11 protein-coding genes and 1 pseudogene are annotated in these 11,756 nt (G+C 69.1%); 5 read left to right on the forward strand and 7 right to left on the reverse strand.

Annotated features, from left to right (window positions below; translation table 11 throughout):
- Positions 1-34 precede the first annotated feature (34 nt).
- The gene (locus ABTZ58_RS18960) at positions 35-238 is read left to right on the forward strand and encodes an MbtH family protein (protein WP_351357571.1); all 204 of its coding nucleotides are present in this window, start codon (positions 35-37) and stop codon (positions 236-238) included.
- A 100-nt stretch (positions 239-338) separates the two neighbouring features.
- Positions 339-848 carry a GNAT family N-acetyltransferase gene (locus ABTZ58_RS18965; RefSeq protein ID WP_351357574.1) on the forward strand — a complete coding sequence of 170 codons (510 nt, stop codon included), beginning with the start codon at positions 339-341 and terminating at the stop codon, positions 846-848.
- Positions 849-884: 36 nt separating this feature from the next.
- Here ABTZ58_RS18965 and ABTZ58_RS18970 read toward each other — a convergent pair whose 3' ends face one another.
- The 4 genes from ABTZ58_RS18970 to ABTZ58_RS18985 form a co-directional block, all read right to left on the reverse strand.
- Positions 885-1,121, reverse strand: coding sequence for a hypothetical protein (locus ABTZ58_RS18970; protein ID WP_351357577.1), 237 nt, complete (start codon positions 1,119-1,121; stop codon positions 885-887).
- 92 nt (positions 1,122-1,213) lie between these two features.
- The gene (locus ABTZ58_RS18975; protein ID WP_351357580.1) at positions 1,214-2,251 is read right to left on the reverse strand and encodes a TerC family protein; all 1,038 of its coding nucleotides are present in this window, start codon (positions 2,249-2,251) and stop codon (positions 1,214-1,216) included.
- A gap of 421 nt (positions 2,252-2,672) precedes the next feature.
- A complete protein-coding gene (locus ABTZ58_RS18980) occupies positions 2,673-4,736 on the reverse strand; it encodes a SpoIIE family protein phosphatase (protein ID WP_351357583.1) in 2,064 nt (687 codons plus the stop codon).
- A 4-nt stretch (positions 4,737-4,740) separates the two neighbouring features.
- Positions 4,741-5,985: an acyl-CoA dehydrogenase family protein gene (locus ABTZ58_RS18985; protein ID WP_351357586.1), complete on the reverse strand. Its 1,245-nt coding sequence runs from the start codon at positions 5,983-5,985 to the stop codon at positions 4,741-4,743.
- A gap of 1,323 nt (positions 5,986-7,308) precedes the next feature.
- On the opposite strand from ABTZ58_RS18985, the gene ABTZ58_RS18990 reads away from it, so the two are divergent.
- Entirely contained in the window at positions 7,309-8,046 is a 738-nt protein-coding gene (locus ABTZ58_RS18990) for a dienelactone hydrolase family protein (RefSeq protein ID WP_351357589.1), read from the forward strand.
- A gap of 408 nt (positions 8,047-8,454) precedes the next feature.
- A complete protein-coding gene (locus ABTZ58_RS18995) occupies positions 8,455-8,610 on the forward strand; it encodes a hypothetical protein (protein WP_010059700.1) in 156 nt (51 codons plus the stop codon).
- Between the two features lie 232 nt (positions 8,611-8,842).
- Here ABTZ58_RS18995 and ABTZ58_RS19000 read toward each other — a convergent pair.
- Positions 8,843-9,111, reverse strand: a pseudogene (locus ABTZ58_RS19000) (DDE-type integrase/transposase/recombinase); the annotation flags it as partial.
- 12 nt (positions 9,112-9,123) lie between these two features.
- Positions 9,124-9,426 (reverse strand): hypothetical protein, encoded by a 303-nt coding sequence (locus tag ABTZ58_RS19005; protein ID WP_351357593.1) that lies wholly within the window; start codon positions 9,424-9,426, stop codon positions 9,124-9,126.
- A 153-nt stretch (positions 9,427-9,579) separates the two neighbouring features.
- On the opposite strand from ABTZ58_RS19005, the gene ABTZ58_RS19010 reads away from it, so the two are divergent.
- Positions 9,580-10,641, forward strand: a complete 1,062-nt coding sequence (locus tag ABTZ58_RS19010) for a GNAT family N-acetyltransferase (RefSeq protein WP_351357596.1) — start codon at positions 9,580-9,582, stop codon at positions 10,639-10,641.
- A gap of 368 nt (positions 10,642-11,009) precedes the next feature.
- Here ABTZ58_RS19010 and ABTZ58_RS19015 read toward each other — a convergent pair whose 3' ends face one another.
- Positions 11,010-11,750: a class I SAM-dependent DNA methyltransferase gene (locus ABTZ58_RS19015; RefSeq protein ID WP_351357599.1), complete on the reverse strand. Its 741-nt coding sequence runs from the start codon at positions 11,748-11,750 to the stop codon at positions 11,010-11,012.
- Positions 11,751-11,756 lie beyond the last annotated feature (6 nt).

Raw genomic sequence — 11,756 nt, forward strand, 5'->3', positions numbered from 1 at the left:
ACCCGTCACGAACCCAGAGAGCGAGCCGACAGACATGGACGAGAACACCCGCTACCAGGTGCTGCGCAACGAAGAGGAGCAGTACTCGCTGTGGCCCGCCGACCTCGAGGTCCCCGCCGGCTGGCAGCCCGTCGGCAAGGAGGGCACGGAGGCCGAGTGCTCCGCATACGTCGACGAGGTGTGGACCGACATGCGCCCGCGCAGCCTGCGTGAGCGCATGGAGAACGCCGAAGCCTGACGCTCTCGTCCCACGTCACGCGGGACCGGGCCGGGGCGCCACCGACAGCGCGCCCCGGCCCGGCCACGCCCGCCTGTCCGTTTTTCCTCCAGGAGCCCTCATGACACCGGTCCTGCACACCGAACGACTCACCTTCCGCCCCTATCGCCCGGAGGACGAGGACGCCTTCGTGGCGCTGCTGCGCGACGAGGAGGTCTGCCGCTGGATGGGCCAGGAACGCGTGCCCGAGGAGGACATCCGCACACTGTTCCGCGCCATCCTGAAGGACGTCTACCCCCGGCGCCTGTTCGACGTGTGGGGGCTGTGGCAGCAGGACGTCTTCGTCGGGCACGCCGAGGTGAAGAAGACCGGAAACGTCGACGGACACGAGCTGATCGCCGCCCTCGCGCCCCCCTACTGGGGCCGCGGTCTGGGCACGGAAGTGGTCCGCGGCCTGCTGCGCCACGCCGCCGGCACCTTGGGGCTGAAGGAGGCCTACGGCATGGTCGGAGCCGACAACGCCGCAAGCGTGGCCCTGTGCCACCGCCTGGGCTTCCGGCACGTGCGGGACGTGACCGGCGACGACGGGAAGGTGACCAAGCTGATGGTGATTGCGACGACGGGAAACTGAATGACCCGTCCCAACCGGCCGGTCTCTGCACCGGGGTCAGTGGGGCGTCCAGCCCGTGAGGTTCTTCCAGACGGTACTGCGCACCGAGCTGACCGCGACCTGTTCGGGCACGTACTGGTCGCATTTCGGGTTGTGGCAGGGCCCTGCGGTCCAGAGGGGGACGTAGACGCCCATGGATTTGTGCCGGTCCACCACGGCGTCCACCGGCTGCCGGCATGAGCGGCAGACGTACTGCGACGACCGGGTCGACGTGGGTTTCCGCTTACCTCTCATAGAAGCTATTTTATGTCCTCTTTGCCTGGTATTGGTAGTCCCTTGGGGAAGGGAGGTGGGTGCAACGGCGCAGCTCACCGAAGTGCTCGCTCTCAAGTGGTTCTGCGGCGCCGTGCAGGGTCGGTCGGCTCCGGCCCGCTGTCGCCGGGTGGGTCACCGTCCGCTGGCGTGCCGGCGGAGGGGGCTTCTGGGTGGCCGGGCCGGGGGCGCAGAACGCTGAGCGCGATGGCGATGGTCAGGACGCCGACGATGACGGCCAGACTGAGGGGCGAGGGGATTTCGGGAATGGCGGGGCTGATCAGTTTGTGGGACGCCTGCAGGATGAGCTTGACGCCGATGAACGCCAGGATGATCGCCAGTCCCGTGCTGAGGTAATGGAAGCGGTCGAGCAGGCCCGCGAGCATGAAGTACAGGGCGCGCAGGCCGAGGATGGCGAAGGCGTTGCTGGTGTAGACAATGAAGGCGTCACTGCTCACGGCCAGGACGGCGGGCACGCTGTCGACGGCGAAGACCAGGTCGGCGGCCTCGATCGCGGCGACCACGGCCAGCAGCGGGGTGCCGACGCGTTTGCCGGCCTCTTTCACGAAGAAGTGTGGCCCTGCGTACTCGTCGCGTACGGGTATGACCTTGCGGAGCAGTCTGACGGCGATGCTCTGGCCCGGGTCGAAGCTCTCGTCCTCCTCCTTGAGGATCTTGTAGGTGCTCCAGAAGAGGATGGCGGCGAAGACGAACAGGACGGCGGTGAAGCGGCTGACCACCGCCACGCCGGCGGCGAGGAAGATGCCGCGGAAGATCAGGGCCCCCAGTACGCCGAGGAAGAGAACGCGGTGCTGGTAGGCGCGCGGCACCTTGAAGTAGCCGAAGATCAGCGCGAAGACGAACAGGTTGTCGACTGACAGGCTCTTCTCCAAGAGCCACGCGGTGGTGTACTCCACGCCGGCAGTCGTGCCGACCACCAGGAAGACCGCGACACCGAAGATGATCGCCAGGCCGATCCACACCGCGCTCCAGGCGGCGGCCTCCTTGAAGTGGATGACGTGTGCCTGCCGGTGCGCCAGGAGATCGATCGCCAGCGACACCAGCACGGTGATGGCGAACACCATCCAGAGCCACAGCGGCACGTCATGCATGGGTTTGACCCCTCCCGCGATCGACCGGGAAGCCCTTCTTCGAGTCTGAGACATCCGGTGGTGCTTGTCTCCCCGTCGCCCCGTGGCCTGGCCCGCGCCCTTCCGGTATGGAGGAGACGGCCCGCCGGAGGACCGGAGAGGGGGCGCCGATCCCTTGGCCGGCGGGAGCCCTCGTTCGGCATGCCGGGGACGTCGTCCTCCTGCACCACAGGGGTGGGAGCACCGCAGTGTCACAAGGGCCCGGACCGCGTCGGAACCGCCGGATTCCCGTCCGTGCTGACGGCGTCGGTGACGGCGAGGAGGCCGCCTGGTCGGCCCGGGCCGGGCCGGGTGGCACGCGCATGGTGTTGGTCGCCCGGTCACCGAGCGGGTCAGGTGTCCGCTGTGACGTTCGCCGGTTTGGTGACCTTGGAGAGCAAGCTCAGTGAGGTCCGGGCACCCTCGCAGTTGCCGTCAGAGTCAGCACGGCGAGGTCGTCGCGCAGCCGTTCGCCCCACCAGTGGTGGGCGTCGGCCATCAGGGCGGTGGCCAGGTTCTCGGCGGAGGCCGGCTCATCGGCCGGCGGCAGGGCGGCGACGATGGCGGCGAGGTCTTCCGGGGTCCGCTGGTCTGCGGCGCCGGCTCCTTCGGTGAAGCCGTCGGTGTAGAGCACGAGAGTGTCACCGGCGCACAGTTCCACTTCGGTGACCGGGTGGTGTGGCGAGTCCAGTACACCGAGCAATGGGCCCCGTGTCTCCAACGGCGCGGTGTCGCCGTCTGCTCGGCGCAGGAGCGGTGCGGGGTGGCCGGCACTGGCGATCCGGAGTCGGGCGGGGGAGCGGGTGGCGTCGATGACCACGTAGATGAGGGTGCAGAACGGGGTGTTCTGGCGGCGCAGCGCGGTGTTGATCAGGTCGAGGACGTGGGTGGGGTCGCTGGTGTGCTGGGCGGCGGTCCACAGGGTGTGCCGGACCAGGCCGGTGATGGCGGCCGCGTCGGGTCCTTTGCCGCAGACGTCTCCGAGGACCAGGACATGGTGGCCGTCGGGGACGGTGAAGGCGTCGTAGAAGTCGCCGCCGATGTGAAGTCCCTGGCTGAAGGGGGTGTAGCAAGCGGCCAGGTCGAAGCCCGGCAGGTCGGGGAGGCGTGGTGGGAGCAGGGGCCGCTCCAGGGCTCGGGTCGCCTCCCGCAGGCGGTTGAGCAGGCGGTCCTGCTGGGCTCCGACAGCTATCTGGTCGGCGATGTTCTCCAAGGTGGCGAGGACGGAGTCGGGCAGGGCCAGGTGTGTGGTCATCGACAGTACGCCGAGCATCTCCCCGCCGGAGATGAGAGGGAAGCCGGCGAAAGAGCCGCGTCCAGCGTGGGATGGACAGTCGTGCGGGCGGGATCGGGGCGCGACGCGCAGATACGGGCTCCTGGATGTGACGATGCGTTCCACCAGGTCACGTTGAGTCGTCTGGCAGAGGGACGTGCCGGATGGTTCGGCGTCGTCCTCGGCGCACGCGGCGTGTACCAGCTCGCTGCGGGTGTTCAGGGTCCAGATGCAGACGCACTCGGCGCCCAGGTGGTCGGTGGCGGCGCGCACGCACCGGTGCAGGCGGTCGGCCAACGGGCCTGGCGCCGTCATGGCGGCGGCGACCTCGGCGCTGAGCAATGCGTGGGTGGTGCGTTCGGCGAGTCTGCGCTGGGCGTGCAGGCGTTCGGTGATGTCCTCCACGAGGACGAGGATGCGACTGCGTCCTTCGGTGTCCAGGACCTGGCGGACGGCCATGCTGAGGGCTTGGGAGGTGCCGTCGATGCGGACGCGTTCGAAGACCGCGTCCGGTTCCGTCGTCCGGTGTCGCCCGGAGGAAGCCAGGTGGTGGTGCAGCGCGGTGCGCTGGTCCTCGGGGAACAGGTCGGTCACCGGCCGGTGCAGTGCCTCGGGCTCGGTCAGTTCCAACACATCGGCGGCCCGGCGGTTCCAGGCGATGATCGCGTCGCCGTCCAGCATGAACACACCGATGGGGGCCTGGGACAAGAACTGTCCCAACAGCCGTTCACCGAGCTGCCGGTCGATCGATGTGCCCGCTGACAAGCTCTGTTGGGCGGCAGCCTGCGCCGCGACGTGCGCTCGGCGGTGGCTGAGGTGTTGCAGCAACTCACTCACCACATGGGAGATCCGCAGCCCTGCCTGGCCGGCCTCCACCCGGCGCACGACATCGTCGGAGAACAGGATGGGAAGCACGGCGAGCTTTTCCTGCGTGGCGGGGACGGCTGTCACGGCGACGGTCAAGTCCGCGGGGTGCGGCCGCAGGGAGTGGACGACGCCGACAGGCGCCGTGACCGCTTCCCCGATCACGACCACCGTCGGGCGACGCCGGCCCGGGGTACCGCCGGTGTAGGCCAGCACGTCTTCGGCGGTGGTCTGGATGATCTCGGTTGTTGCGGCGAGTTCGGCGGTGATGGCGTCGACCGTCCCCAGTGGGACGTCGACGAGCAGCAACCGGGGAAGACCGTGGTTCATCGAGTCAGCCCTCAAGGAGTGGTTCGTCGAGCAGGGCTCTGCCGGTCCACACCCGCAGCAGGTCGGTCACGGGGGACATCACGTGGGCGGCGCGGGCGTCACGGAGCAGACGGTGCAGCGGTGACTGCTCGCCGTAGCCGACCCCGCCCACCAGGGTCAGGGCGTCGTTGACGGTGGCCTCGGCAGTCTCGGCCACCTCGGCCTTGGCGGAGGCCAGCCCCAGCAGTGCATCCGGGCTGCCGATCTCCGCTTCGGCGGCGGCGTGGTAGATCAGCCGGCGAGTGCGTTCCACGCGGGCCCACATCGTGCCCAGCCGGTGCTGGACAACCGGCTGCTCGGCAGCGGACCGGCCGGCGCGTGCTCCTTTGCGTCGCAGCAGGTGGGTGCGGACCTCCTCCAGGGCAGCCGCGGCCACTCCCAGATAGGTGCCGGCCATGGCCATCAGGAAGTAGGGGGCGACGATGTTGAACACGTACCAGATCTGATCGCCTTCCTCCCCCAGCAGGCACCAGTCGGCGATCTCGGCTCCTCGCAGCTCGAGCCCGCGCGAGGCGTTGCCGCGCATACCGAAGCCCTGCCACGGCGATCCCCACTCCAGCCCCGGCACGGCGGCGTCGACCACCGTGCAGGAGAACTGGCCGGGTGGCGTGCCCGGCCCGGCGGCCAGGGTGGAGACGACATAGGAATCCGCATGGCCGGCATTGGTGACGAAGCTCTTCGATCCGGTCAGCCGCAGCCGGCCACCCTCCACCCGCTCCATCCGGGTCTGCGGCAGCCAGAACTCCGCGCCCGTCCCCGGCTCCGACAAGGCCAAGGTCGTCAGGTGCTCACCGGCAGCGATCGGGTCCAGGTAGGCTTCCCGCTGTCGGCGGCTGGCTTTCGCAGCGATCACCGCTGAGCCGACGAGGTGCATACCGAAGCAGATCGACGTCGAGGTGCAAGCCCGCCCCGTCGCCTCACCGACCTGTGCCACCGCCAGCAGCCCGTGCCCCATCCCTCCGTACTCGGCCGGCACCACCAGCCCGCCCAGCCGGGACCGCAGCGTGGCCATGCCCTTCTCCGGCCATCTCTGCTCCTTGTCCACGGCCGCAGCCTCGGGGCGCAGGACCTGCTCACTGATCTCGCGCGCCATGGACACCGCAGCACCGAGTTCTACTCGCACCACCGCTGAACTCCGATACCTCATCAGGCCCGGCTGCAGAATCCGGGCACGTAAATCCTTCCCGGCGCACTTCTGCCAGACGCCCATGCCTCTTAACCCTATGGCGTACGGGGTCGTCACCCGCATGACCAACGCCTCACAGGCGTCAGCCACCCTCCGGGACACCGTTGGACCATGGTCACAGCAGGCCACCGGGTCCGAGTGCGTTGGTGCTGAACGTACAGCTTCCTGCTGACGGCGAGCGTCGGGTCGTCCGGCCTCGTCACTGACTCGCGCGTAGAGCGCGTCCAGGTCGGCCGGGACCGAGACGTCGGAGCGTATGCCGGTGGCCGCAGGGCCCAGCTCCTTGACCGCCGCTTCGAGACGGTCGGTGTCCCGGCCGGTCACGGCAGGCTCCGCAGACCACCGCAAGGTACTGCGCGCACTGCTCCGGCGGTAACTCAAGTGGGCGGAGCCGTAGCGTGGCCGTGGACTCGACTGCGGGCCGCCCCTGTCGCAGTCCGTGCGGATGCGGTGTGTCCGGGCGGGGTGTCGCCATCGCCCGGCCGTATCGCGGGCGACGTCGACAGCCACCTCCATGATGCTGCGCGCCGTCGCCGGTATGGCTAGCCCGTCAGGTCGGTGTCGCCTTGGTGGAGCAGGTCGAAGGTGACGTGGTGCGCCGCCCAACTGGCCCGCGGCCTCGTCCGCGCCCTTCGCTCCCGGCAGGGCACGGATATGACGGGTTCGTTCCCTGAGATTCGGGCCGCCGCCTTCGCACGACTGCCGCCGAACACCGGACTCGCAGCACCCGCCCACCGCCGTGTGCGGCGAGCTGCGCGCGGTAGCCGTCCCACTTCGGCTCCGCCGCCCACCCGGCGGGCACGGCGGGGCCGTCCACAGCCTTGGTGGCCAGGCGCCCGGCCGCGGCCGGTCAGGCGACACCTGCCAACCGGGCCGTGGGGGGGGCGGGCGTCGGCCGGGAGCACTGCCGGCGCCCAGAGGGGGAGGGGGCGGTGCGAGGGCGTCCTCGGTGTGCGGTGCGGGCATGCCTGCGCTAGAGTGGATCTTGAAGGTGAGCGGTCCGTTCCGGCGGCTGCTGACTGTGCGTTGGTCGTCTAAGGAAAGATGCCCCGCTTCCTGCGGGGAGATGCAGGTGCAAGGCCTGCCCGGCGCTCCATACGAGAAACCCCGTCACTGCCACTGGCAGTGACGGGGTTTCTTCCTGTTTGTGTCTCCGGCGCCGTCCCGCAGACGGCCGGGCATCTCACCCAAAGGCGCAACGGGATGATCCCGACAGCGCTGCCGTGGGGACGAGGTTCGTGACGGTTCCTGTGAGCCCTCGCCGTATTTCGGAGGAACACCCGCGCTGTTCTGCCAGCGGCAGAAGAACGGCCGGACCGGGCTCGACGATCACTACAGTCCAGCCTCATGACGACGATTACGACGCGTACGGTCGAGTATCCGGCCGACGGTTTGACGATGATCGGGCACCTCGCGCTCCCGGCCGGTGTCAGCCGCCGGCCCGCGGTGCTGCTCGGACCAGAGGGCATGGGGCCCAGCCACGTCGAGCACCGCCGGGCCGATGCTCTCGCCGAGCTGGGATATGTAGCGCTGGCCTTCGACCTTCACGGCGGGCGCTATCTGGGTGACCCAGGGGAGATGCTGGCCCGTTGCACACCACTGCTCGCTGATCCTGACCGGATGCGGGCTATCGGCCACGCGGCGCTCGACGTGTTGCGCGCCGAACCGCGGACCGACCCCGACCGGATCGCCGCCATCGGCTACGGCACCGGGGGCGCCATCGCGCTGGAACTCGGGCGAGCCGGCGTCAACCTGCGCGCGATCGGGACGGTCAACGCAACGATTACGGGACGACCGGGCGAGGCAGCGCGCATCCGCTGCCCGGTGTGGGCCGGGGTGGGTTCCGAAGACCCGATCATGCCGCCCGCGCAACGAGACGCGTTCACCGCCGAGATGCAGGCCGCGGGCGTCGACTGGCGCCTCACGATCTATGGCGGCGCCTTGCACGCCTTCCACCACCCGCCGGTCGACCACCCCACGGTTCCCGGTGTCGGCTACCACCCACAGCACGCGCAGCGAGCCTGGCGCGACGTCGTCGACCTGCTCGTCGAGTGCCTGCCCGTGACGGAGGACCTGGGGGCATAATCCAGGCAGACATGCTGGCGCCAGGCCGGATCGGCATCGGGCACTGACCGTCCCCTCCCCCCAAGACCGCACAGCGTTACACAGAGCGAGACCTGACCGAGGTCCGTCCAGGCGGGATCTCTCGCGGGTCCCTGAAACGACGGAACCTCGCGGGGAGGCAGGGCAGGGCTACGCCCCGCCTGACCTGCCCGAAGGCGCCGCTGCCCAGTGTCTCCATCACCAACGTCCAAGCCGTCCAGGGTGTAGGGGGCTTCCGGAGCGGAGGACGGTCGAGGAGATGGCCTACTGAACGAAGTCTCGAAGGAGTGCGTGAACCCCGGGTCGCCGGGCACAAGGACTATCGCACCGAGGTTTTGGCCTTCGGAGCTGATCGGGATCTAGAGCCGGAATCGACGATGGGGTTTTAAGATGATTATTCTCGGGCTTATTCTGCTCATTATCGGCCTGCTTGTCGGCATGGGTCTCCTGACGACGATCGGTGGCATCCTCATCCTGGTTGGCGCCATCCTGTGGATCCTGGGTGCGACCGGTCGCGCGGTCGGTGGACGCAAGCACTTCTTCTAAAGTCAGGTCGTGCCTTCCGAAGTACGGGCAGATCGTGGCGGTGGACCATCGATGATGCGCGGGATCGCCGGTTGGGCCAACCGGCGATCCCGCGCTGTGTTGCTCCGTTTCGCAGCAGCGCGCATTCCCAGGAACCTGCGCCTGCCTCCTCTCTCGCTGGACGCATCACAGGGAAAGTCGAGTGATTCTCAGCGAAGGATGGTGACGGCGCCGACAGGTAGGTCCGGAACCCCCTCCGGTTCCGCACGAGGATGTCGAGCACCATCCCGTCCTGGTCGACGGCCCGCCACAGGTACTTCTGCTCACCGTTGATATGGATGAAGACCTTCTCCAGATGCCCCTTGCCCCCGGGGCGGGGCAGCCGGCGACGCAGCTCGTGAGGTAGGCGGGACCGAAATGCACACACCAGCGGCGGACCGTCTCGTAGGAGACGACGACACCGCGCTCGGGCATCAGCTCCTCGACCTCGCGCAAGCCGAGCGGGGAACGGTGGTAAAGCCACCCACGCCATAGTCAACGTGACAGCGCCGCGCACGCGCCCGGCAGGGTAACCACCAGCACCCGTGAACTCGGCGCCCAGTGCGAGTCCAGCGGTGTCACGAACTGCAAGGTCGCGATCGACCAGTTCCCGTGGAACGACACCACCCGCCAGCCGGACGCCGAGCGGAAACCGGGCATCAGATGCCGGAACTGGGACTCACTCCGTTCGAAGTCGATGACGTTGCGGCCCGCCTTGCCGAACAGGGCTCGATGGGCGCGTACTCCAGCCCCGGACCATTCGATCCCAGCAGCATCCACTCCGCCCCGGGCTGCCATTCGCGAGGGTCGACCCACTCGTAGGCGGTGGTCCGGGATGTTTCCGTTCGGGTGAATTCAGGTTTGCTGCGGCGATTCGCCGTTCTAGTGACGTGATCATGGGGCTACAGGCGTGCAGAGCGCCCGGAGACGAAGCAGGCGATCTTGAATCTCATGGTGCGTGTGCTGGAGGGGACCGCTGCCGGCGCTTTCATGGCGTCGGCGTGGGCGGATCTGTACCGGCGGGACTCACAGGCGACCCCCTACCAGTCACCGTCGTGGCTCACCGGGTGGGCGCACCAGCTCCCGCCCTCCTCGCGCCTGGTCGTTGCCCTGTGCGAGGGACCTGCCCGGCAGGTCCTGGCCGCTGTGCCGCTGGTCCGCGACCATGCGGGCGCCCGACCGCGGACGCTCGCCCTGTCGGCGCCGATGGGGGAGTACGTCCGCGCCGTGGGCCCGGCAGCCGAGGACCCGCAGGTGGCAAAGGCTCTCGCCCGTTACCTCGAAGGGCTGGCGTCTGACGGCCAGCACGTCGACATGGCGGGCCTGCCCGCGGACAGTGCCCTCGCCCGACACCTCAGCTCCACCGGCCCCGCCGCAGCGGGGCGCTGGCACACCAGCGTCACCGACTCCGCCGAGATCCCCTTACCCCTCGCCTATGAGGAGATGTCCCGCTCGACCCGACGTGATCACAAGCGACGCCAACGCGCCTGGGACCAACTCGCCCAACGCCACAAGGTGACCTACCGGCGCACCCGCGACAGCGACGAACTGCTCCCCGCCTACGCGGTCCTGGCCCGCCTGCACGCACGTCGCTGGGCCGGCCACGCGCCGCCTGCCGGCTCGCCCCATGCCCCCGGCGCACCCTATTGGCCGGCCGTGCTTGAACGTTGCGGCGCCGACATGGCGTTCATCGCCACTCTGGCCGTGGACGACGAGATCGTCGCCGCCCAGCTCTGCCTGACGCGACACCGCCGGGCCTACTCCGTGGTCCCTGCCATGGACCCTCTCTACAAAGACCTCGCTCCCGGCCACGCCCTCCTGCGCCACCTCGCACAGGATCTGACCACGGCCGGATACGAGTACCTCGACCTGGGCCGCACCGTCCCGGGCCAGCACGCCTACAAGGACCAGTACCGGCCACGCTGGACTGAGACCGTCTCCGCCGTCAGCGCACCACCGGCGTGCCTCGAAATGCCGGACGACCTTGCCCGGCCCACCGCAGAGCCCGTCTGAAAGGTGTGCCCCACCGGTCGGCCCGTGGAGCCGATGGTGCTGCTTCTCAGGATGGGGCCGAACGGCGTAGTGCGCCTGTCAAGCACACTGCGCAGCGTCGCCGTCGCCGGGTCGGGTTGCCGTCAGTGCGGCGACGTCAGCCCGGGCACCTTGGCGCGGGAGGGGGCAGGGCGGGCGCGGTGCCGGCGTGCGGGGTGGCGCCACCGTCCGGAGGCATCTCGGGCGACGTCTACTCCGACTTCCAGCACCAGCTCCGTTTTCACAGCATGCGTTCAGCGTCTCCCGGCTGCCTCGCCCGCCGAGCCCACCTGTCGAAGCTTCGCAACGCGAACGCCCATGGCGTGCGCGGACAGAACCGGTGGCCAGGCTCAGATCCGCTTGCGCCACACGGAGATGTGCTTCTGGGAGTCCTGGGTGAACGGCGTCCCGTCCCAGTCCCCGACGCGACGTTCCAGTTCGAGTCCAGCGATCCGTGCCATCAGGTCGAGCTCCGCCGGCCAGGCGTACCGGTGCCGGGAGGCTCCGCGACGGTAGCGGCCGTCGTCGCTGTCGCGGGTGAAGTGGTGGGAGACGAGAATCTGCTCCACCAGGTCAAAGGTGTCGAAGCCGAGGTGCTGCTCGGAGACGTCGAACGGCACCGCGGTCTGGCCGGGCGGCAGGAACCGCAGCGGTGGCACGCCCAGCTCGATGACGAATCGGCCACCGCGCCCCAGATGACGCGCGGCGTTACGGAAGCACTCGACCTGCTCGTCCTGGGTGAGCAGGTTCGTGATGGTGTTGTAGACGAGGTAGACCAGGGTGAACTCGCCGGGGACCACGGTGGTGGCCATGTCCCCGATGGCTACCGGAAGCTCGCTCTCGTCGATCTTGCGCCGCAGTACCGCTGCCATGTGCTCCGACAGTTCGATGCCCACTACGGGCACGCCGCGTTCCCGGAGCGGGACGCCCACTCGTCCGGTTCCGATGGCGAACTCCAGGGCCCGGCCGCCCCCGGCGAGCTCGGCGAGGAAGTCGAGAGTCGGTCCGAGCACGGCAGCCGAGGCCATTTCGGTCTCCTCGGCGTCATAGCGGTCAGCGGTCGCGCGGGTCCAGAGTTCACTGCTCGTCATGGGCGG

The sequence above is a fragment of the Streptomyces sp. NPDC094143 genome, from assembly GCF_040303825.1.
GTDB lineage: Bacteria > Actinomycetota > Actinomycetes > Streptomycetales > Streptomycetaceae > Streptomyces.

Bases quoted from the DNA above. Each gene is read 5' to 3' on its own strand.
- ABTZ58_RS18965 (WP_351357574.1), top strand. From the start codon at position 339: ATGACACCGGTCCTGCACACCGAACGACTCACCTTCCGCCCCTATCGC.
- ABTZ58_RS18975 (WP_351357580.1), bottom strand. From the start codon at position 2,251: ATGCATGACGTGCCGCTGTGGCTCTGGATGGTGTTCGCCATCACCGTG.
- ABTZ58_RS18970 (WP_351357577.1), bottom strand. From the start codon at position 1,121: ATGAGAGGTAAGCGGAAACCCACGTCGACCCGGTCGTCGCAGTACGTC.
- ABTZ58_RS18985 (WP_351357586.1), bottom strand. From the start codon at position 5,985: ATGGGCGTCTGGCAGAAGTGCGCCGGGAAGGATTTACGTGCCCGGATT.
- ABTZ58_RS18980 (WP_351357583.1), bottom strand. From the start codon at position 4,736: ATGAACCACGGTCTTCCCCGGTTGCTGCTCGTCGACGTCCCACTGGGG.
- ABTZ58_RS18995 (WP_010059700.1), top strand. From the start codon at position 8,455: ATGATTATTCTCGGGCTTATTCTGCTCATTATCGGCCTGCTTGTCGGC.
- ABTZ58_RS19010 (WP_351357596.1), top strand. From the start codon at position 9,580: ATGGTGCGTGTGCTGGAGGGGACCGCTGCCGGCGCTTTCATGGCGTCG.
- ABTZ58_RS19015 (WP_351357599.1), bottom strand. From the start codon at position 11,750: ATGACGAGCAGTGAACTCTGGACCCGCGCGACCGCTGACCGCTATGAC.
- ABTZ58_RS18960 (WP_351357571.1), top strand. From the start codon at position 35: ATGGACGAGAACACCCGCTACCAGGTGCTGCGCAACGAAGAGGAGCAG.
- ABTZ58_RS19005 (WP_351357593.1), bottom strand. From the start codon at position 9,426: ATGGCAGCCCGGGGCGGAGTGGATGCTGCTGGGATCGAATGGTCCGGG.
- ABTZ58_RS18990 (WP_351357589.1), top strand. From the start codon at position 7,309: ATGACGACGATTACGACGCGTACGGTCGAGTATCCGGCCGACGGTTTG.